We start from the raw sequence: 23,562 nt of genomic DNA on the forward strand, positions 1-23,562 counted from the left end.
TTAAAACATGTTATAATGTCGCAAACCGTTCATCCCCTTTGGCCGTCACCGCCGTGCATTCCATTTCGACCAGCCAGCCGGTCCGGCAAACCGGGGCACGGACGATAATATAAGGCAGGTTGGGATGGTGCTCGTCCATATACCGTTTGACCCGTGCATAATCTGCCGTATCGCGGATGTAGATCACCGCCTGCATGATATCGTCTAAAGTGGCTTCCGCCTCTTTCAGCAGGGCTGCAATATTCTCGATCATGCGCGAAGCCTGTTTCATGACATCGCCGGCATGCACGATTTCCCCGTACCGGTCGATGCTGGCTGTGCCGGAGATGAAGACATGGCGGCGGTCGCCGTATGTGACGGCTGTCCCCCGTTCGAACGTGACGCCATATTCGTACGTGCGGTTCAGATGTTCGGATGCATATAGATAGCGGAGCTGTTCGGGGCAGATGCCGGAAACGGCATACGTGTCCATTGTCACGAACACCATCGGGTCGAAATAGCGTCCCTCGATCCCCGTACTGGCAATGAAATGAGTCTCTTCCGTCAGGCCCTGTGTCGCAAATACCTCTTTGCGGGCTTTTACCACACCCGGATAATTTACGTCTACATTCTGAACGAAGATCCATGTGCGCAGGCAGTTGGCTGCTAACGTACAATTGGCTTCCGTCAGTTGCAGGATATAATCGCGGAAGATCAGGCGGGTCTGATATTCCGAATTGGCGGCCCTGTTACACTGGTTGGCTCCTAATATCTGGCTGTAGGCTCCGTGACGCGCCTCGAACAACCCGCTGGGCAACACTTGTGTCTGCACGCCGGTCTGCAACCAGGCCCATAACGCAATCTTCGTCCCGTTCATCGGGGCCTGTTGCACGATCGACAATGCGCAATAGGGGAAAAGGCGTTCCTGTTCCATCAGTTCATCTGTCTGGTTGGTTACGTCGCTCAGGAAATAGCGCCGGAAAATGGCGGCGGGATTACCCGGCAACTCTTCCACCGTACGGGTGTAGACCTCTTGTATATGTTGCAATTGGGAGTGAAAATCCTCCATGCAGTCTGTCTGCTGGAAGAAGATGTGGTATTCTGTTATACCTTTGGAAGATTGAAAAGTGGAGATTTGTACCTCCGTCGTGCCGTATGTTTTCCTTATCAGGTTCATATTGTGTATTGTGTTTTCGCAGTATAGATCGTAAAAATAAGGCTATTTAATTGAAAATTGAAAATTGAGTCCTGAAAATTACTTAATAAAGTAAGGAACGGCCTTGTTTGTTAGCCGTTCAAGTCCTTCAGTTCTATCAATTTGTTCACGATGGCATAGACGGTCAGGCCACTGGCACTGTGTACCTGTAATTTCCGGGCGATATTCCGGCGGTGGGTGATAACGGTGTGGGTGGACAGGTACAAGCGGTCTGCTATCTCCCGGTTTGTCATGCCTTTCACCACGCAGACGACAATCTCTTTTTCCCGGCTGCTCAGTGTCTGCTGGTCGTCGCTTTCTCCTTCTTCGGACGAAACTTCTTCGGCGTTGAGGCGCTCCAGCTTCTGCTTCAATTCGTCCGGACTGTCGTATACGGATATTTGGTCGTCGTAGGGGCGGAGCAGCAACGGGTCGCTTACGTTATACAGAAGGGCGAAACATCTCATGTCCGGGCAACCGCATTCGTCTTTCAGATGTTGCAGGTTGAAGTTTCCCGGAATGGATGGGTTCATAATCAGAATGTCCGGTTTATAAATGCGTAAGCCCTCTGTCAGACTGTCTGCCGCTGTTATCTCGGATATCTGGATACGGAATCCGGGTAATCGTTTCAGCAGCGTTTCCAACCCGCACCGGATGATGGCGGACGATTCGGCTATCGCTATTTTTATGTTTGTGGACATGGCAGCTGTTTTTTATTGTTTCTCTAAAGACAAGATCGCGGGTACGAAGAGGTAGTCTTCTACCCGGTTATGAGAGGCAAGGTCTTGTTCGGTTGCGAAAATATCGAACAGGACACTGTTGAGCAAGTCACTGTCCGGTCCCGGATAATACTTCAGGATCAGGTTCTTCAGTTCCGTGATTTTCATTTCTATCTGGTCATGCCGCCTACGGAAGATGCTGATATTATATTTCGGATCTTTCTTTCCTTCCAGCAAATTACGGACATAGGGGAAAACTGTCTTCTCTTCGTACAACATATGCTTGTGCACCTCTTCGGCATATTCGTCGAAGAAGCGGCGGATCACGAAGGCCACATCTTTGGGGCAACTCACGATCGCTTCTGTCAGCTTGTGGCGGATATGGGGAAGACGGAAGTTCAGGAAATAGTCGTGTGCGTTATGCAGGTAAGTGATAAGCGAAGAGATGGAGATATCCTTATGGATCTCCGCAACCGGAGCTGTCTCGGTTTCCGTCAGGAAATTGACGACAGTCAGAAAAGTCTGTGTGTCGATCTTATTCTGCCGGCATACTTCTCCGATGTTTTTCTCTCCGAACCCTAAGTCGATGCCGAAGCGGCTCATCACAAGGACCATCGGGTAATTATCACATATCAGGTCGCTCATCTTGCTTGTTTCCCTGTATTTTCCGTTCTTCATGTTTCCCATGTCTTTTATCATTTGTATAGTAGGTTGATTATAAGCATGCATATTGAGGTGCATCTGCCGGTACGACAGCTATGCATTCCGTTTCGATCAGCCAGCCCGGACGACACACGGGAGCATGTACGATCAGATGCGGCAACGACGGGTAGCGGCTTTCGATATATTGCTTGACCACGACATAGTCTGCCGGGTCGCGCAAATAGACGATCGCCTGCATAATATCCTGTAACCCGGCACCCGCTTCCTGCAGCAAGGTCTCAATGTTTTCCAGCATGCGCTCCGTTTGCTTCAGGATATTTCCCGGATATACGATTTCGCCTTTGTTGTCGATGCTTGCGGTTCCGGAAATAAAGATTTGTTTCCGGTCGCCATAGGTTACGGCTGTCCCCCGCTCGAAAGTCACTCCGTATTCGTAGGTCGGATTCAGGTGAGTGGGAGCATAGAGGAACTGGATTTGTCCGGGCTGCAAGCCTTTTACGGCATAAGTATCCATCTGGACAAAAACATTCGGATCGGCATTACGTCCTTCTATTCCCGTGCTGGAAATATAATGAGTCTTTTCCGTCAGGTTTTGCGTGATGAAAACCTCTTTGCGGGCTTTGACGACACCGGCATAGTTGACATCCACATTTTGGACGAAGAACCAGGTGCGGATGCAATCGTCGGCCAGTCTGCACCCTTGTTCGGTCAGTTGCAAGACGTAATCGTTCAACAAAAGCCGTGTCTGGTATTCTGAATTGGAAGCTCTGTTGCATGCTCCGCCACCCCAGAAATGGTGATACCCGTTGTGCGTGGCTTCTACCAGCCCGTTGTCATAATTCTGAACGGCCATGTCGGTCTGCCAATAGGTCCACATTGCGATCTTGCTTCCGTTCAACGGAGCCTGCTGGACGATGGAGAGGGCGCAAAAAGAGTTTTCGCATTCCCATGCCATGACCAGGTCGGCCTGGTTGGTGGCATCGCTCAGGAAGTAGCGGCGGAAAACGGCAATAGCGTTGTCGGCAAGGATATTTCGGGTCATATAGGTGTAGGCTTGTTGCAGAGACTGCAATTGCTCGCTGAAAGGGAGACTGGGGTCCGTTACGGAAAACAGTGCTTGATACTCTGTTACTCCGTCTTCCGTGTTAAAGGAAGAGAGTTGGATTTCCACAATCTTGTCGTCACTTATTATTTTTCTAAAATCCATACGATTTCGTGCGTCGTTATTTGTAATTTTGTTTATTTATCGAGAGGCTCCGCCATCAATCCAATCCTTGATGATAGTCCTCAGGACCGGAGTCTGGGTCAGCAAGCCATAATGGTTGTATCCCCAACCTTCGTGTTGTTCCATTACAACCTGATAGAGAAGGCTTTCTTCTGCATTGCCGGGTTGCACTCGTTTCACGTCGGGCAATTTGTGGGAGGCCTCGTCTACCAAAGATACATAGCTTTTGCCGGGCATCAAATTCAGGTTGCCTGCCGGATTCCCGCTGCCTCCGCCGTGGCAATTGGCACAGGTTGGCGTAAAGAGATGGTCCTGTATGACGGCAAACATGCTGAGGTCGAGCGTGCCGACATCGAAGACGATCGTGTCGGTCGTGGCCGGAGCCTCCATTGATTCGAAAGTCATGATCCGTGTGCTCATCGCGTCGATGGCGCAAAGTTCCAGCGTCTCGACATCGTCGGCGATTCCTCCCATTATGACTTCGACATGTTTCCCGTCCGAAGGCGGCATGATTCTGGCTGATGTCTCGGCATAATTGCTGGCGCTGTTGAATCCCGCGATCGTGATCCTGTATTTCAACGGCCAGTTGTCCAGTCCGGATATATCGCCGACCAATTTGACTACCCGTCCCTTTTCAGAGATGTTGATGTCTTTTTCGGGGATACGTCCGTCATCGCAAGAGACAAAAAGGACCGTCCATGCGATTAAACCAGATAAAAAAGTTCTTATAGAAATCATTCTTTTCCCTCCGTTTAAAATGTGTACTGGAGCAGTGCGGTTGCCGAGTGGGTTGCCAATCCCAGGTTGTCGTTGTCGCGGTCCAACTGTGTGTCGTGGCCGGTACGTCCGACAAATTGATACATGGCTTGCAGCTTCAGGTTGCATCCTTTGAAGAAATAGTTTACCCCTACGGCAGGCATGTTCAGGAAACCGTCTTTGTCTGTCCCGTTACGGTTGAACAGGTCATAGCGCAACGCTGCCTGCACGCGGGGAGCGACGAAGTAACCACCCTGTATGTAACCGCCGATATAATTGTAATGTTCGTTGATCTTCTGGCGTTTGGTAAAGCCTACGTTCATCCAATAGGCTTCGGCTGCCAAATATAATTTGTTTTTCAGCATAGCGAATTCCAACCCGATGCGGCTGTCGTTCGTACTCTCGTTCTCGCTTTCCACGTTCAACGATCCGGAGATGGCGAACATGATCTTGTCCTCATGCAGGCGGTTCGGATTTCCCTGGGTGGAAGGCATCACGCCTTTGGGCATATAGCTCAAACGGCCGGCATAGAGCAACGACGGTATGTGCCAGTCATCGCTGACGGTTTTGGTTGAGGTGTTGACACTTGCGCCTGTACCGTTGAACAGGCCGACTTCGTAACCGAATTTTTCATCCAGCAATCCGTGCAACTCGATACCCAAGTCGAATCCGGTTCCGATATTGGGAGTCACGGCATTCAGCGAGTAAGGCATGATGACGGACGAGGTCAGCGAGAGAGGAAGTTGCGGAAGCAACGTTTCGCCTAATGTCGTCAGGTAAGCATGTGAGAACGGAGTCTTGAACTTACCTACGCGCAGTTGCAATTTCTGGTTGAACTTCACGTCGAACCAAGCCTGTTGCAGCAAGGCGCCTCCGCTGGCGGCGGCATTGATGGACAGGTTGAAGGTTACTTTGTTGAATGCTTTTCCTGTAAAACCGAGGACGGCATAGGGAATGGAAAAACCGGAGTTGGCGATGTTGTCCTGGTTATAGGCTTTGTCCAGGCCTTCGTCGTCATACCAATTGAAGTTACCGGCTGTTTGTACCATTAAATAGGGCTTGAAAACGAAGTCGCCCTTTTTGGTTCCGATGGTGAAACCTTCCCTTCCGGCCAGTGATACCACGCCGTTTTCAGTATCTTCTTCATGTTGGGCCATCGCTGTGAATGGCAAGATGGCCGACATTGCCAATATGATCCACTTTTTCATATATTGTATCGTATTTTACTTTCTATTGTTGATTATTGAATTATAAAGATTCCAAGAATTTGATTAAGGCATCCCGGTCTTCTTTGCTCATCTTCTTGAAAAGATTCTTGGATGCTTCTCCTTCTCCGCCGTGCCACATGATGGCTTCGACGAAGTTACGTGCCCGCCCGTCATGCAGGAAATAGGTATGCCCGTTGACTTTCTTCTGCAGGCCGACACCCCACAAAGGCGTGGTGCGCCATTCGTTGCCGCGGGCCAAGCCGCTCACGTAGTTGTCGTTCAGGCCGACTCCCATGATCTCGGATCCCATGTCGTGCAGAAGGAAATCCGAATAGGGATGGATCGTCTGTCCGCCCAGCCAAGGAAGCCGGGTCCCTAACATCAGGCTGGTTCCGCGCGGTTTCGTGTGCAGGGTCGTGACGTGGCAGAGGTGGCATTTGGCTTCGTAGAATTTCTGTTCTCCCTTTTTTACCTCCGGGTCGTTCACGTTCCGGCGGGCGGGGACGCCCAAGCATTGCATATATAGTTCGACATCCTCCATCTCTTCGGCTGTGACATCTAACTGGTCATAGGTCAGCCCCATCAGGCTGCCACCCTTCATTTGGCTCTGCCCTTCGCAAATCTCCTCCGGATAGCGGCTGTTGGTCGCTCCCATATCGCTGGAGAATCCCAACTCGACGGTCAGGTCCTGGTGTTGAGCCTTGTTGCCGGACAAGCCTACGCCCCTGATTCCTTTTTCGGTGACATAGTTGCAACGTCCGCTGATACCATATTCCGGATAATTGCTTTGTTTTGCCAATGCTTCGATCTCCGTGGGATCGAGCGCCATCATTTGCCCCATGCCGACGTGGCGGAGCGGGATGCGCACGGTGCAGAACAGGTCTTCCGGCTTGATACTGTCGGCATACCATTCCGTGATGGTGTAATTGGGTTTGCAAAGTTCGTATTCTTCTCCGTCAGGGAATGTGAAAGTCTGTTTGGTATATTCTACTTTCAGTTTACCTTCCGGTTTAACACCATAAATTGCCTGGTCGTGGAGCACACGGCCGTAGTCCTGGAAGAATGAACCGTTTTTACGGGTGATGTAGATCAACATGGACGAGAATCCTGTGCTGCCGGATCCTCCGTTTGTCCAAAGCGTGGGGGTTGTGCGTCCTGCATTTACGTGGCAACTGCCGCATGAATAGCCCGCATATACGGGGCCCAGGCCGCTCGCGCTGGATAGTGCGTTGTCGTAAAGTCGGTTACCGGTTGTGAAGCGGGTCAGGTATTTTCCGCTTACCCAGTTGGATTCGACATCGTAAGCTGTAGATGAATTTAAGAAGACGGTCGATATGTCGGCCGACAGGGCATATCCATCGGGTACGGATATGTCGGTTATGTCAAGACCGTCTGTGTCATAATCGCAAGACGAATATGTCGCTATGCATAAAAGTGAAAAAAGACAATATTCAGATAAACGCTTTATCATATTCCTCTATGTAAATTTGTGTATGATTGTTATACGCGGCTGTGTGCCGAAACCAACTTGTCCTGCGCTTGGCAAGGACAAGCCGGTTTCGGCACACTTTCTATGCCGTAGCTAAGCTATTCTTATTTGGCAGGAACCGTACGTGCCTTTCCATCTTTGAAGACAAGGAATTCCAACGTGTGGAAACCGCGTACGTTCTGAGCTGATTCGACAGCGGCGTCATCGTCTCCGTCTTTCCAAATCAAAGAAGACCAAGATTCGGATTTCATGATCTGTACGATAGCCGGAGCATCCAAAGGCCAACTATCCATGTTGGGGTCTAAGCCAAATTCGTCTACCGGTCCGAACAAGAATGCTTCACTCTTTTCCCACGGTTCACGAGCTGCCAACCATGCGTTGCAAGTTGCAGTGAAACCTTCATTCGAAGGATTGGCTGCGAATGCATCGACTGCTGCCAACAGGGCTTTGTTCTTTTCTTGCAATTTCTTGTATGTCGGAACAACTACATTATCCACATAGTGGTTAACGATAGCCTGCAGTTCTGCTTCCGGAATGTTGTTGACCGCATCTTTCAGGTTGACATCATCAGCTCCGATTACACTTCCGTCTTCTGCTTCCACTTCGCTCAGCAGTTTCTGCAATTTGGAGCAAGCTGCCATGGCTGCTTCAGTCTGTGAACTGACAATATGGTTACGGAAAGGAGCTGGGATTGCCTGGATTGCTTTCCAAGCGTCGTTGATCGCTGCATCGACTGCTTTACCAATGGCTGTGTTTTCAAGCGCTTTTGCCAAAGAGTGTTCGGCAGGAACTGCTGATTCAATGGCATTGGCTGTCACAGCTTCGCCGTCAATATAGATACCGTAGTAGGAGTTTTTGATAGACACGATGTTGTTGCTATAGTCGTCGATGGAGTGCCAGCTATACCATGATTCAACGGCCAGAAGCGCTCCGTCTTCGTCACCGCCTACATACAGGTTGTAGGGATCTCCGATTTTGGCAGTACCTACTTCATTGGCGATTTCCGCACATTTTTCAACGATTTCCTGTGCACAGCTCTGAATACTGCTATATCCGGTTGAAGCATCGTGGCTCTTGAACAATTCGGCATACGTTTTTCCGGTATTGTTGTAGTTGACAGCCCATGCGTTGTATAGGTTTTCTGAATCTGTATTCAGCAGTCGACCTACATTTTTCATGTAGTTACCCCATGCAGAAGCATTTTCAGCAGTGTAATCGACATCTGTTGCCGGAACTTCAGGTGTAGGATCGTCGTTACTGTCGCAGGAAACGGCAGAGAAAGCCAGTCCTACTGACAACAAAGAAGCTAAGAATAAATTCTTTTTCATTTTTTTCTATTGTATAATTATTAGTGATTAATATTTATTTACTCAAAAACCAACCGACATAAGCGATACCGATTGAAAACTCGTTTTCGCTGTTGTAAGGGCCGGTGCCGAACATCTTGCCTGTTCCGATCTGCCGTGTCATATAGTCGGCTTTCACTACCAGGTTAGGCAGTGCGAACCAGTTCAGACCGACTGTCCACATGCTGACTTTGTTTCTCAACTCCATCACCTGCATGCCTTCTCCCTCTTCTTGCGGGTTGTAGTATTCATAGCGGGCGAACGGATAGATCACCGGAACTTTGGGGTTGTTGAAGAACGCGCTTACGTTCACTCCGATTTCGCCGGCATAGCTGACAGCTCTTTTGGCGACGGGAACGACACGGGTGTAAGGCGATTTATTGGACAATTTCGTGTTTACGGAACTGACATATTCTGCGTTGGACAAATTACCCCAGACGAAATTGGTACGGGCCGTTACGTATTTGTTCTTGTACTGCGCATCGGCTGTATATATACGTACGGGAATCTTGTGCAACGGATATTCCGTCAACTTGTCGGAATTGGCTCCTGTATTGGCGCAATAGTAGAAAGAGGCGCCTGCACGCAAACCGGGGACACCTTTGTAGTCCAACCGGAACGCATAGCCCGGAGAAGTGAAATTGTCTTCTTCGAAAATTCCCTGTTTGCCGCCTGCAATCCATGTGTTACGGTCGAAGCCGTTTGCATTCAAACCGGAAACGACCAAAGCCTGGTAACTGAAAGTCGTATAGCCGCGACCGAACGTACCGAAGATTTCAAGACCGTTGTCATGCCAGGTCGACGGTAAGATCGTCGTTTCCCCTTCCGGACGGTAGGTGCCGAAGAAGTTGATCGGTTCATGATGCGAGTTGGTCAGGCCGACCGGTACGATAATGTGGCCTGCACGGATGTTGAATGTCGGATGGATCAAACGAGTGATGTGGAACTGCTCCAAGGCGACTTCTCCGCCTTTCTCCACTTCCGTTTCATATTCTCCGTTTTCCGAATTCTCAATTTCGTATGCCGTGCCCACGCCGCCGGCTTCAAATTCGATCTCTGCTCCCAATATCCATTTGGAGTTGAATTTATAATCGAATGCTGCGACAAAGCGGGGAATGGAAATCGTGTTGCGATGATCTTTTTTATTGCCTAAATGACCTCCATAGAAACGGTTAATGCCATAATCCTTGAAACTTGCGACAGCTTCACCGTATCCGCCGAAACGGAACTTGTTGTATCCGGATGCGTAAATGGCTTCGGAGCGTTCTGCGGCAGATCCATCTGTCATTGTTTCTTCTTGCTCCTGTGCAAACGCTGTTGCGCAAGAGGTTAGTAGAGTGATTGCTAATAAATTAGTTAACCTTTTCATTGCGTTTTTAAATTTTGGGCAAAATTAGATGGGTTGCGGACAGTGCGCAATCGCAATTAGTAGGTAAAAAGGTCTTGATGTTACCTATTTGTAGGTATTGTGTGGTTTTTTGCAGGAGAAATGGTATGAAATCCCTATAATAGGGGAGGTTAAAGACAAATATACATATTTATAGGTATTGTCCTGCTGATCGTCCGGTCATACTTTTGCGTTTGTCAATTATGTATCATGATTAGGTATAATCGTCAACTGAAGCCTTATTGATAGAATGTCAATGTAATGTTTATTTAAAGTAAAAAGTAAATAACAACAGCGGGGATTTTTTATTGGTTTTCCTTGCGCAAAAGAAGAACTGTTTTGAGAAAAACGGTTCTTTTTGTTTAAATATCACCCTGATTAGGTAGCAAAAGGAATCTTTTTACTCATATATAGGTATTGCGGGACGCCGGAAGTGCCCGTATCTTTGCAATGTCATTAAGAAAGTAACACTATTAGTATAATCGCTATATCAAAACCTTTTGCTAATTATGTAAGCATATAAGATGATTAACTATATCGGAAAGTTTTTATTGGTTATTTTCGATATAAAAAAGAAGCCTCTCTGTGAAGAAAGGCTTCTTTTTTATATTCCCGTATCTCATCCATATCCGTCCGGAATCAATTCGACATCAATGATTTTCTTCGTTGATTGCTTTTCTCTTTTTACTGTAATTTCATGCATTGGCATAGTTGCGTTTCTCACCTTTCTTATTTTCCTCGGTTGAAACTAAAATGTCTGCGGTCGAAACAAAAATGCCTGCGGTCGAAACTAAAGTGTTCGCGGTCGAAACAAAAGTTTCTGCGGTCGAAACAAAAGTTTCAACCGATGAAACAAAAGTTTCGTCCGAGGAAACTTTAGTTTCAAAGGAGGGAACTGTTTGAAACTTTAGTTTCACGAAAAATAGGTACTGAAACTTTTTACCGCTCAATGCTTTCCCGTCACAAATTGAAAATGGATCCATCCTCAAAGCAATACCCTTGGCCTATCGGGTGATCCCAGGTTTCAGGCTGTTCTATTTTTTGTATATCCTTAACAAGGGAGAAAGGCTTTTTTTGATGGATTTTGCGGGGTTTGCTGTTTTTACTGCTTTTACGTTCCGATGCATAGATTGGGGTATAAGCTTGTATTGTATTGATTGTTTTGCAGTTATGGGTATTTGGAGGTGCCGGTCTATTATATGGGAAAGGGTTATATTTGGTAGTACTTAATGACTGTTTGGTAGTTTTAGATTGTTGTTTGTGAGGAAGTTATATCGGCTTGTCGGAATGACTAAAAAAAACGTAGGTTTAAATTAGTCATTTCTTCGAAGCCCTGGATCGTTTTGTATCGGAAAGTAGGTTTTTCGTCCTTGTTTAGCTATCTGATTGATAAGAAAGAATATAGAAATGGAAAAATAATTTGATGAAAGGATTGCAGGTTTAAAAAGTAGTTGTATTTTTGTAGCTGAAAATGGCGAATAAAAACGTACGTTTTATCTCGTCAAAATACAGGATTTTAGTAAAAACCTGTTAAGTAGAAAGTAAGAACGATATTCAATATACATATTATTATTAATTAAACATTTTAGATTATGAACAAGAAGTTTTCTACTCTCCTGATGGGTGGTTTGCTGATGGCAGGTGCAGTTTCTGCACAAACTCCGGCTTTGATTGAAAGAGGTTGGGGACAAGCTGAAACCGAACCCTCTGCTAAGTTTTATTACCAGATTGTAAACGGTAACGCAGGTACTGTTGGCTACGCTTTGCAAGCTGCTGTCCATACAAATGGTGCTGATAGCTTGAAAGCTGTTAGCGTTACTGCTTTGAATGATGCCTTGAATGGCCCTGATGTAGAAAAGGCCATCGAAGCTATGGCTACTTTAGACTCTACTTTGTGGGCTTTCGCTCCGAACGGAGATGAAAACCTGGGTTACTACTCAATTGTAAACAAAGCCACTGGTAAAAAATTACAGTTTGCAAAAGAAGGCAATGCTGTTATGGGGGCCGGTCTGAATGCTTGGTTTATCGAGGAATTCGGTTCTAATAAGGACGTTAAATTGAAAAGCTACGTTATCAATGCTGACGGAAGCAAAACAAGCTATTCTATTGAAAGCAATCGTACTGCTGGTGGTCCTGTAACAATAGCAAAAGGAAACGCTTCTGCCGGTTACAAGATCGTTCGTCCGGGACACATCTACATGAACGCAGCTCAGTTGAATGCTGAAGGTGATGGTAATTCTTTCAAAATGGCCATCGAAGATTTGGCCGATGCTGAAAATCCGTTTGTAAAGACAGCTTTGAAAGCTTATGATTTGAGCGAACAAAACGGACAGAAGAATGTTGGCCTGAAAGTTGTTGACGGCAAGATCCTGAGAGCAGATGCCAACAAATATACAGGTGATGCTAAATACAACACTAATGTATATGTTGTAGTTGATACTGCTATGTATACTTCTAAAGGTGGTGTAGACGTTAACGGTGTAGACGCTTTCGGTTTCAAATTTGCTGTTGACAGTGCAAAAGTAAACGCTGACGGCAAAATTGATGGTGCTGTACAGGCTCCGGGCCGTAACGTTGCAAACTATCGTTTTGCCATTTACAAAGACGTTACTTTGGTTGGTGAAGACGATCAGTTGCTGATCAAGCTGCTGGGTGTTCCGACATACAATGAAGCTGCTCAAGGATCAAAATTCACTGGTGCTCCTAAGGTCTCTTATGTAAGTTGGGCTGGCTTCGCTGAAAAGGGTGATGAACTGACAACTGCAAGAATTTCTCGCGACAATTCAAAATATGTATATGAACTGCCGGTTATCACTTTGGCTGCTGGTGCTAAGGCTGACATCGCTCCGGGTGTTTACTACATCAAGTATAAAGATGCTAAGTATGCTTATGCAAACATGAGTTTGTCATCTTCTAACGGTTGGACTCCTTCTTATGCAGAAGCAACTCCGGCTGCAAATATGAACAACGACTTGTTGGCAAGAACACAGTATGTTGTTACAGGTGCTAACGGTAAATATACGATTGTAAACCGTGAATCTGGTGAAACTAAGATCAGTGGCCGTATCTATGTAAAAGATGGCAAGTTCATTCAGGGTTCTAATACATTCGAATTGGAAGCCGTTCCTGCAGAAGTTGCAGCTGACAACCACGTAGGTTACAGATTCTTCTCTAATGAAGAAGTTGGTAATTTGGCTGTTGCCTTGAAGTTCAACTCGAAGATCGGTTCTGCTTTCATGGTTGACGCTAAAAAGAAAGTTTCAGTTGATGCAGAAACTCAATTAGAAGATGCTTCATTCTTCAAGATGTTGCCGGTATCTACAGTTAAGTTCGGTGTAGATATGGAATACGGTGTTTACAAACTGTACAAACAGTTTACAAAAGACTTCTTGGCTGCCGATGGTAGTGTAACAGTAAACAACGGCCTTTCAAATGTAACATTGGATACTGAAGCCAATGCTGCTTTGGTTGTATTCCGTTCTACAGGAAAAGCCGGTGAATATCAGATTATTTTTGCCGACAATGCTGAAAAACTGTATGATCAACTGAGTGTATTGGCAACAGAAGCTAAATTCAACAAACTTGCTGTTGACGATGCTAATGCGGCAGTTAACGGTTTCTGGACACTTGAAACTCCGGCTGCTCCTGACTATCTGACAATCGAAGATGCTCCGGCTCACAAACGTATCTTCTCTACAGAAAATACTTCTTTGGCCATCTCTATGCAAGCTAACAGAAACGGTATCTTGAAAGCAGTTGCAGACAAGGGTGACTATATCGAAGATCAGTTCAAGATCTGGGTAGACACTGCTTGTGTTGAAAACGCTGAAAAACCGTTGTATTACATCACAACTGGTGCTGGTTTGAGCGAAGAAGCTCGTGAAGAAGGCCACATGATGTACATGAAGCCGACTTCATTCACTACTGTAAACAATGTAGAAGTTGCAAAAGTAGAATTCGTTGAAGGTTATGCATTTGGTGCTGACTCTTTGGCTTACGCAATCTACAAAGATGATGCTACTGTCAAAGAATTCAAGGAATTCAAAGATATGGCTAAGAACGAGGCTGCATTCGCATTCCAGACTACTCCGGTAGAAGGCGAATATGTTGTAGAAAATGTTGCTACTCAGTCTTACCTGCGTCAGGTGAACGGTGTTCTGTATTTGACTAAAAAGTATGCAGACGCTCTGACATTCGGTATCGAAGCAACAGACACTCCGACAGCTAACGAAACTATCGCAACATCTGAAGTTAAGGTTATCGCTGGCGAAGGTAACGTAACAATCGCTGGTGCTGCAGGCAAGAAAGTTGTTATCAGCAACATCTTGGGTCAGACTGTAGCCAACACAGTTATCTCTTCTGACAATGCAACAATCGCTGCTCCTGCAGGTGTAGTTGTTGTAGCTGTTGAAGGTGAAGCTGCTGTTAAAGCTATTGTTAAGTAATAAGAAACAATACTGTAGTAGTCAGGGGCGCAAGTCGCCCCTGCAACGCATTATTTTATAATCAAATAATTCAAAACAACTTGCGTGAAACCGTATGAAGGGGAATTTCCTCTATTTATGATTTTAAGTACCCTGTGACAGGTGAACAAGCGGTTGGATTTAATATTAATAATACTAAAGTAATGAAATTAAAAATTCTTCTGCATCTCCCTCTGTGAAGATAAGGTGCAGGCAAAAACAAGCCCCGGTAGTATTTGTACTGCCGGGGTTTCGTTGTTTTATATGTTGCCTTGTGAATTCCTTTATCCCTATTTGTAGGTATTTTTCTTCAGTTTAACATTCCTCTTCTTTTACAATGGTTTTTGGATAGAAGAAAAGACTTATCTTTGCACGCCTAAACCGAATTAGACAAGATAAGCTTATGATGTTTGAAAATGAGAACTGGAAGCAGTTCAAAGGTGAAACCTGGAAAAAAGAGATCAATGTAAGAGATTTTATCCAGAACAATTACAAACCTTACGAAGGAGACGATGCTTTCCTCGTACCCTCTTCGGAGAAAACGAAGAAAGTGTGGAACAAACTGACCGAAATGTTTAAGGTGGAAAGGGAAAAAGGGGTATATGATGCCGAAACAAAACTTCCCCAAGGAATCGATACATACGGACCCGGTTATATCGATAAGGAAAACGAGGTGATCGTCGGATTGCAGACAGACGCCCCGTTGAAACGCGGTATCTTCCCGAAAGGTGGTATCCGCATGGTCGAAAACAGCCTGGAAGCCTATGGCTATCATTTGGACCCGATGACAAAGGAAATCTTCACCAAATACAGAAAGACGCACAACGAAGGTGTTTTCTCTGCTTATACGGACGAGATGGTGGCTGCACGCCGTTCTGCCATCATCACGGGGCTGCCTGATGCCTACGGCCGCGGACGTATCATCGGTGACTACCGCCGTGTGCCTCTGTACGGTACCCGGATCCTGATCGAAGAAAAGAAACATTTCCAGAAACGTCTCGATATCCAGGAGTTGACGGAAGAAATCATCCGGAGCCGTGAGGAGATAACGGAACAGATCAAGGCACTGAAAGCCTTCGAGAAAATGTGTGCCGGTTATGGTTTCGATGTGACTCGTCCGGCAAAAGATGCCCGCGAAGCCGTGCAGTTCCTGTATCTGGCTTACCTGGCTGCCGTAAAGGACCAGGATGGAGCGGCCATGTCTCTCGGACGTACTTCCACATTCCTCGATATTTACATTGAAAAGGATCTCCGCGAAGGCAAGCTGACGGAAGAGGAAGCACAGGAGCTGATCGACCAGTTTATCATCAAACTGCGTATTGTCCGTTTCCTGCGTACACCGGAATACAACGACCTGTTCTCCGGCGACCCTGTTTGGGTGACCGAATCGCTGGGCGGGCAAGGCGTCGACGGCCGCTCGTTGGTGACAAAGACTTCTTACCGCTATCTGCATACCTTGTATAACCTCGGCCCGGCACCCGAACCCAATCTGACGGTGCTTTGGTTCAACAATGCTCCGGACAACTGGAAAAACTTCTGTGCGAAAGTTTCGATCGACACCTCTGCCATCCAGTACGAGAACGACGACCTGATGCGTCCGGACTATGGCGACGATTACGGCATCGCCTGCTGTGTGTCTCCGATGAAGATCGGCAAGCAGATGCAGTATTTCGGAGCTCGTGCCAACCTGGCCAAGTGTTTGTTGTATGCGATCAATGGCGGACGCGACGAGAAATCGGGTGTGCAGGTGGCTCCCCGCTTCGAACCGATCACCAGCGAGTATCTGGATTACAACGAAGTGATGGAGAAATACGAGCAGATGATGCGCTGGTTGGCAAAAGTCTATGTCAATGCGCTGAAGATCATCCACTACATGCACGATAAATATGCGTATGAGGCATTCGAAATGGGGCTTCATGACGGAGACGTGGAACGTATCCGCGCAACCGGTATCGCCGGCCTTTCTATCGTTGCCGACTCGCTGGCTGCCATCCGTGACACGAAAGTGAAAGTGATCCGTGACGAACGCGGTTTGGCTGTCGACTTCGAACGCGAAGGCGAATATGTGCCTTTCGGAAACAATGACGACCGTACGGACAGTATTGCTGTCGACATTACCGAGAAGTTCATGGAATACCTGCGCCAGCATCAGACATACCGCAATGCTACGCCGACACAATCCATTCTGACGATCACATCAAACGTGGTTTACGGAAAGAAAACCGGAACGACTCCCGACGGCCGTCCGGGTGGTACGCCGTTCGCTCCGGGAGCCAACCCGATGAACGGACGCGATACGAAAGGGGCTGTCGCCGCTTTGGCTTCTGTAGCCAAACTGCCTTTCCAGCATGCGCATGACGGTATTTCCTATACATTTGCCGTTTCACCCGCTACGTTGGGTAAGGAACGCGATATCCAGGTGAACAACTTGGTGAGCCTGTTGGACGGCTATTTCACGCCCGATGGTGGCCAACACCTGAATGTGAACGTGTTCGATAAAGAACTGTTGGTCGATGCGATGGAGCATCCGGAGAAATACCCGCAACTTACGATCCGTGTTTCGGGCTATGCCGTCAACTTCGTCAAGCTGACACGCGAACAACAGCTCGACGTCATCTCGCGCACCATCAACAGCAGTTTATAATTGTCAATTCTCAATTGTCAATTGTTTAAAGTCCATTGATTAATATGTTGGGGCGCATTCATTCTTTAGAGAGTTTCGGGACCGTTGACGGTCCCGGAATTCGCTTTGTCATTTTTATGCAAGGTTGTCCGCTTCGTTGCCTCTATTGCCACAATCCGGATACTTGGGAGGTAAAGCGCGAGACGCCTTATCGGCTGGAACCCGAAGCGTTGCTTGCCGAAGTGCTGCGCTATAAGAATTTTATCGCTAAAGGCGGTGTTACCGTGACCGGTGGCGAACCTTTGCTGCAACCGGAATTCCTTAAAGAGTTTTTCCGCCTTTGCCGTGAGAACGGTATCCATACGGCGTTGGATACTTCCGGCTATATCTGCTCCGGCAAAGCATTGGAAGTTCTTGAATATGTCGATCTGGTCCTGTTGGACATCAAGACGATCGATGCCGGGCTTCATCCCCGCCTGACTGCTGTGAAGCTCGATAACACCTTGCGTTTTCTTGATGAGCTGGAGAAACGCGGCATTCCCGTGTGGATCCGCCATGTGGTTGTTCCCGGCCTGACGGATAATGATGAGGACCTGGAAAAATTGGCCGAATACATCAGCCGCTATAAAGTGGTTCGGAAAGCCGAACTCCTGCCTTACCACACGATGGGAACCTACAAGTATGAGGCACAAGGCTTGGACTATAAGCTGAAAGGTGTGGAACCACTTTCGGCAGAGCGCCTGGCCAATGCAAAAGCAATCTTCCGAAAACATGGGATAACCGTATAAACCGCATCGGATTCCTTTCATGATACTATTTGATTCTCAAAGAATATTCTTTTCTACCTTCCTGTAATTCCGGGGTTTTATGGATAGTTTTTCTTTTTGCTGCCTAAAACCCCTTTTGTCCCCTTTTTTTCTTCTTTTTTTCAAAAACAGTAATTTTTTACTTGTAGTATTACTTGAATAAAAACGTGCAAGTTCTTGTAACTTAGAAATATATTTCTTTGATGCAAAATAACGGAAAAGCCTGTTTCTGAGGGGTGAATTCGGCTCATTTCTTGTTTGTAAATTCTTGTGGATAAGAAAGATAGCGGAAGAAACCAAAATGACTAAAAAAACGTACATTTTTATTCGCCATTTTTCAGCTACAAAAATACAACTACTTTTTAAACCTGCAATCCTTTCATCAAATTATTTTCCCATTTCTATATTCTTTCTTATCAATCAGATAGCTAAACAGGGACGAAAAACCTGCTTTCCGATACAAAACGCTCCAAAGCATCGGAAAAATGACAAATTTAAACGTACGTTTTCATTGTCAACGTACATTTTTTAAGAGTTCATGAATAAGATGCGAATGTTGTAAGAAAAGAAATAGCATATGTTTGGACGTTTTACATCTTTATTGACTGTGGCTTCACTGGTTTGTTGGGGAATCGTGAGTCATGTTTCTGCGCAAATACCATCTTTGTCGGCCGACATCATGGCTTTGTACGGGTATCAGATGGACGGTCGTACCAGCCTCCCTCTCGGTACGAATGAAAACATATCTATATATAATGTATACGACGCTCCTGTCGATGGGTGTTATTTCGGTTTGAGCAATCCGAAAAACACCTATGATCCGATGGGAATTGATTGCGAAGCCTGTTTGGAGGCCGGAGGGCGGTTGAAGATAAATGGTTCTTATGTATGGGGCTTGACAAGCACAAGCGATAAGATATATTGGGGGACGACAAACAATTTGCTTTGCCTTGCATTTGCCATTGTTGGCGAAGCGGCTACTACAGCCTATGAAACATCCGACTGGACGTGCGATTGTCCCGAAGGTTCGAGCAATGAAGCTTTGCCTCCGAGGGTTTATGTCTATGAACCCAATAGCGGGGTTGTTAAGGATTTGACGCCTGACGACGAGGCGGTCAAAGGCACGGCTTGCACAGGGCTTCGTTCTGCCGGAAGTTTGAATGATGTGGTCTTTTTAGGTGGGCCGGATACCAAGCATGGGTTGACGGTTTACGCTTATTCTACCAAGGACGATACGTTCTTGGGGCTTAGCCATTTCGAAAATGTATCTAATATAGAAGGTTTTCAGGTGACGAATATCCGGAAATGGTTGGTTATCGATGGTGTGCTTTATTGTGGCGTACGCTATGTGCATGGCGAAAAATCAGGTGGTGCGATCCTTCGTTGGAGAGGAAATGCGGAAAATCCCTTCCAGTTTGAAGTGGTCGGCTATACTGCTGCAGAAGCGGCAGAATTGGCTTTCCATGACGGACGTATCTATGTAGGGGGATGGCCTGCAATGATTTTCCGCAGCCCGGAGCTTCCCGAAGGCGGGCTCACTGCCGATCATGCGGCAACTTGGGAAACTGTTTGGAGCATGTCCGACTACGAGATCGATCCTTTTGTCTTGAGACTGACGGGTATCGGCGGCTTTAAATCCTATAAAGGCCGTTTGTATTGGGGCTTCCTGCATATCCCTTGGGCTTATCTGTCTGTGCTTCCTGCTTATTACGGTCTTACTTCGCAAGAAGATATATTGGCTGCGGTCTTGGGCGCTTGGCGTTCGTCTGCGCTTTTCTCGGCTTCTGACTTTTCGAGCAAAGATGATGTGGTGATGCTCTATGGCGAAGAGAAGTTGCCTCAGTTTGACCGGGCGAAGAAGAAGTGGGAGATCAAACCCAATGCTTCCGGCTACAAACCGAAATGGGGGCGTAGCGGTGCCGGTAACCTTTTCCTCAACTACATCTGGTCGATGGAAGTGTATAACGACAAATTATATATCGGAACGATGGATATGTCAGACCTGATAGAGCCGGCGTTGAATTCTTCGGAATTTTCTTTGGGTGGCATGAGTTCTTCATTGGTGCTGAATATGCTCAAAGTCGATAAGAAACAATATGGCTATGACTGCCTGGTGATCGATGATCCGGAGAAGGAACCGTCTTTGGTGACGAATGATGGTTTTGGTAATCCGGCAGCCTACGGGATACGTAATATGTTGGTCCATGACGGGCAACTCTATATCGGGACGGCCAATCCGTTGAACCTGCATGAACAGGGCGGCTGGAGCCTTTTGACGTTGACTGAACGGTCAGCGCCTACAGCAAGTGCTAAACAACCGGAAGTGGCGGATCTGCTCTATCGTCAGACCGATAGTTATGTGGAGATTTCTTCATTGAAAGGTGAGTCGATTGAATCGGTTACACTGGTCGATATGGCCGGTCGGATCCTCCGGAAAGAAAAAGGAGATTCTCCTACAGCAGTCTTGGTTACGGACGGATTGCCGGGCGGAGTTTATGTGGTTATGGTTCAGACGAACGCTGTTACGAAAAGTTTCAAAATAAAAGTGAGATAATCAATATTTATTATTAATTAAATTGTTTAACACATGAAAAAAAGTACTCTTAGAAAAGGAGGCGTAGTCCTTCTTGGTGCTATGACCTTGTTCGGCACGGGTGTTCTTTCTTGGGCGAATATTACGGAAGCTGTGAATCCGCCTATTGAAAAAGCACAGCCGGGGTGGACAAAGGTGACAAATGGTAAATTCGGTACGGAGTCGACAGATTTGGACAAGAATCTTCGCGACTACGTGAAGATGGATCTGACTCAGGCAGCTAAACCGAGCCATGACAATGTTGCTCGTTACTGCTCAACGTTCGATTTCAGCAACCTGGGTGTCGATCTGCTTCCGGGTTTGGCAATTAGTTTTGCTAATACAGACGGGAATGAGGTTGTAAACGGTCTTTTCCAGGCTTGGTCTTATGATGAGGTTAAGAACCATGAACCGATCAAGAGTTCTTCTGTTTTCAAAGTTGCTTTGAATGAAGAAGGTACTGAATACGGTTTGGGTATTTATCCGAACTATTCGGCTAATGCTCGCGTTGAATTCGTTTACAGCACAAGAGGCCTTTCTGATGTCAACAGAATTCAAGTGAAATTGGATTCATACGGTGATAAAGCCGAAATCAATGTTTCTCGTACTTACAACGTACATGCTACTATTTACAATTTGGATGGAACTAAGGTTAAAGACCTGAATGAGTATACTTATGTAGCTGACAAGAATCATTTAGGAAAACCGGAAGAATGGGCCATCCAGACTTCTAATGTGAATGCAGGCGAAAATCTGAAAGTCGGAGATTTGGACAATAAGATCATTCGTGTGATCATCACTTCTGAAAACCCTGTTCAGGATGGTCAAACTGACGTTACTGAACCGTTGTTGGTAATCAGCGATGTTCATATCGATTTCTTGCGTCCGGAAGTTACTTTGGCTGTTGCAGATAATGAAGTTTTGGAAGCTGGTGCCGGCCGTACTACCGATTGCGATCTGAAGACATTGGAAACTACAGTTAAGTTCTGGAATACATTGGATATGACAGAACTGGGTGCAGCTGCTCGTGGTGATATCTATCCTAACGAAGGCAATGAGTTGTCAGAAGAATTGCGCTATGAAGGTGAAAGACCTGCTTTCTATGAAATCTCTGCTGCCCATCCGTTTAGACTGCATGGCATTAAGGTGTCAAACGTGAGTGATCCTACCAAGGAAGATAAATTCTTTGATTTTGCTGAAATAGCAAGCAAAAACGGTAAAATCGGTAAAGATGTAACGAAATTTACAACAGGCGCTTTGGTTGGTCAGGACTCTTTGATTACTTACCGTATTCCGAGAGAATTCTTCATTGAAGCAAATGGTGAAAAATTTGCCAACGAATATAAGGTTACGATGACCTATGCTTTCGAGCCGTTGACAGTTGGTACATTCGAAGATGAGTATATCAAGGCTACAACATCTGCTCGCAGCACAGATACAGCTAAGGTTGTTCTGAAAGGTAATTCTGTTCCTGTATACAAAGAAGCTGACGAACTGACATTTACAAAATATCGTGAAGTTCAGTACGCTAACGCTATTGAATTCAAGAACCTTCCGAATTTTGCTGATGTTGATGGCGGTTTCTATTTGAACAATGATACAAAAGCCGATGAAAATGCAACAGAACGTTATGACGATGATGCTGTTCAGATCGGTTGGAGAGTTGTTACAAAAGATAACGTATACTTTATCAGACAAGAAGGTGCAACTCATATTTTGCCTGCAAAAGCTGCTGCTCCTGAATATGAAATTTACGACTACGACAAGATCAATTGGAACCTGAATACATCTATTGTATTTGAAGATGCTATCTTCCCTGACGAACCGTTTGAAGGTCCGCTTTCGATTATCGACTGTACAGGTAAACTGGAAAAGAACGTTATTTCTGTTCACCCGGTATTCCGTTGCGTACGTAAGGATGTTAACATCAGCAATAGCGAATCTCTGAATCCGATCGAAAAATTCGCTTTGGCAGATGAATTGACTTATGAAGTTAGCAAGTACAAATATACAGGTGCAGATCTGAAGGCTGGTAAGGATGAAGCTGTATATGAAGGTCCGGTTGTCGCTAAATGTGCTCAGGCTTTCGTATGGTATCGTTTCGAAGGCGATTCAACTGCTCTGGGTGGAGCTATGTTGGCTAAAGCTATCGACGCTATGGATATCAACACTGGCCGTGTAGATGCTTACTTCTCTGGTTACAGAACTGGTGCATTGGACGAAACTGCCATGAGATCTCGTGAACATACAATCCGTATTTTTGCCGGTGAAAATGTTGAAAAAGATGCAAATGGTATCGCTACAATCAAAGTCTTCAAAGAGAAATTCAATATCGACTTGTGGGCAAATGATGTTACTGGAGATAAGAACTGGTTACCTGCAGAAGGTTATTCTTACAAAGATGACAGCTTCGAACAGACGACTAATGGCTTCTTCTTCACTTACAATGCTAAACAGCAGTATGTAAAAGCAAGCTGGAGCGCAACAAGCAATGCTAACGACGCTGCTTCTGCATGGCGTGGTCAGAATGTAACCGATACATTGTATATCAAAGTCGATCTGAGTACTCCAGCTATGCAGGCTGCTTTGAAAGAAGATGGTATCCCTGTACAGGTTGTTTATCGTCCGTACAACGAAAGATATACATTGTTGGAAGGTTTGAGAGATCTCTTCAGAGGTGATATTCCTCTGTGGGCTAACTCTTGGAACCATGTTGCTCAGTTCGGTATCGTTGTAGGCAATGCTTATAATGAGTTCTATACAACAGGTTCTACTTCTAAGGGCTTGATCACAACTATGACTACAGACCACTCGATTGCTTCTTATGCAAACTTCGCAGACTTTGTAAACAATCGTTTCGGTGATCTGCCTAACGGTCATATCCACGGAATCTACAAAGACTTCTATGCTAAAGATCATGGTTCTTACTATGTTGGTTCTGAATGTCTGAATGGCATCAAGAGAGATCATAACTTCATCGTTGCCGGTTTGAACTTGATCAACAATGTAGAGTTGTATGCTTACGAAGCTGCTCCGGGCGCATTCAAACGTACCGTTCTTCCTATCTTGGGTTCTGTTGCTGAAGACGGATCTTTGGTTCCGAATGAATATGGTGAAGCTTTGTTCATCGT

General features: G+C 46.1%; 13 protein-coding genes. 4 read left to right on the top strand and 9 right to left on the bottom strand.

Annotated elements, in window-relative coordinates:
- Positions 1 to 10: 10 nt before the first annotated feature.
- From BQ9893_RS18535 to BQ9893_RS18575, 9 genes are all read right to left on the bottom strand, one after another.
- Positions 11 to 1,156: a Rid family hydrolase gene (locus BQ9893_RS18535; protein ID WP_075967289.1), complete on the bottom strand. Its 1,146-nt coding sequence runs from the start codon at positions 1,154 to 1,156 to the stop codon at positions 11 to 13.
- Between the two features lie 110 nt (positions 1,157 to 1,266).
- Complete coding sequence (locus tag BQ9893_RS18540; RefSeq protein ID WP_075967290.1) at positions 1,267 to 1,875, bottom strand: response regulator transcription factor; 609 nt, start codon at positions 1,873 to 1,875, stop codon at positions 1,267 to 1,269.
- Between the two features lie 12 nt (positions 1,876 to 1,887).
- A complete protein-coding gene (locus BQ9893_RS18545; protein ID WP_075967291.1) occupies positions 1,888 to 2,592 on the bottom strand; it encodes a hemerythrin domain-containing protein in 705 nt (234 codons plus the stop codon).
- Between the two features lie 16 nt (positions 2,593 to 2,608).
- Positions 2,609 to 3,763, bottom strand: a complete 1,155-nt coding sequence (locus tag BQ9893_RS18550) for a Rid family hydrolase (RefSeq protein WP_075967292.1) — start codon at positions 3,761 to 3,763, stop codon at positions 2,609 to 2,611.
- A 36-nt stretch (positions 3,764 to 3,799) separates the two neighbouring features.
- Complete coding sequence (locus tag BQ9893_RS18555) at positions 3,800 to 4,519, bottom strand: hypothetical protein (protein ID WP_075967293.1); 720 nt, start codon at positions 4,517 to 4,519, stop codon at positions 3,800 to 3,802.
- Between the two features lie 14 nt (positions 4,520 to 4,533).
- Entirely contained in the window at positions 4,534 to 5,745 is a 1,212-nt protein-coding gene (locus tag BQ9893_RS18560; protein WP_075967294.1) for a porin, read from the bottom strand.
- A gap of 40 nt (positions 5,746 to 5,785) precedes the next feature.
- Entirely contained in the window at positions 5,786 to 7,216 is a 1,431-nt protein-coding gene (locus BQ9893_RS18565) for a di-heme oxidoredictase family protein (RefSeq protein WP_075967295.1), read from the bottom strand.
- A 122-nt stretch (positions 7,217 to 7,338) separates the two neighbouring features.
- Positions 7,339 to 8,562 (bottom strand): imelysin family protein, encoded by a 1,224-nt coding sequence (locus tag BQ9893_RS18570; RefSeq protein WP_075967296.1) that lies wholly within the window; start codon positions 8,560 to 8,562, stop codon positions 7,339 to 7,341.
- Positions 8,563 to 8,596: 34 nt separating this feature from the next.
- Positions 8,597 to 9,949 (bottom strand): hypothetical protein, encoded by a 1,353-nt coding sequence (locus BQ9893_RS18575; RefSeq protein WP_075967297.1) that lies wholly within the window; start codon positions 9,947 to 9,949, stop codon positions 8,597 to 8,599.
- A 1,610-nt stretch (positions 9,950 to 11,559) separates the two neighbouring features.
- Here BQ9893_RS18575 and BQ9893_RS22465 point away from each other — a divergent pair.
- The 4 genes from BQ9893_RS22465 to BQ9893_RS18605 all read left to right on the top strand — a co-directional run bounded on the left by BQ9893_RS22465 (position 11,560) and on the right by BQ9893_RS18605 (position 20,413).
- Positions 11,560 to 14,412 (top strand): DUF6383 domain-containing protein, encoded by a 2,853-nt coding sequence (locus tag BQ9893_RS22465; protein WP_075967299.1) that lies wholly within the window; start codon positions 11,560 to 11,562, stop codon positions 14,410 to 14,412.
- Between the two features lie 421 nt (positions 14,413 to 14,833).
- Entirely contained in the window at positions 14,834 to 17,074 is a 2,241-nt protein-coding gene (pflB, locus tag BQ9893_RS18590; protein ID WP_075967300.1) for a formate C-acetyltransferase, read from the top strand.
- A gap of 44 nt (positions 17,075 to 17,118) precedes the next feature.
- Positions 17,119 to 17,841 carry a pyruvate formate-lyase-activating protein gene (pflA, locus tag BQ9893_RS18595; RefSeq protein ID WP_075967301.1) on the top strand — a complete coding sequence of 241 codons (723 nt, stop codon included), beginning with the start codon at positions 17,119 to 17,121 and terminating at the stop codon, positions 17,839 to 17,841.
- A 595-nt stretch (positions 17,842 to 18,436) separates the two neighbouring features.
- Complete coding sequence (locus tag BQ9893_RS18605; protein WP_075967303.1) at positions 18,437 to 20,413, top strand: T9SS type A sorting domain-containing protein; 1,977 nt, start codon at positions 18,437 to 18,439, stop codon at positions 20,411 to 20,413.
- Positions 20,414 to 23,562: the final 3,149 nt, after the last annotated feature.

The organism is Parabacteroides massiliensis (assembly GCF_900155425.1).
GTDB classification, from domain to species: domain Bacteria; phylum Bacteroidota; class Bacteroidia; order Bacteroidales; family Tannerellaceae; genus Parabacteroides; species Parabacteroides massiliensis.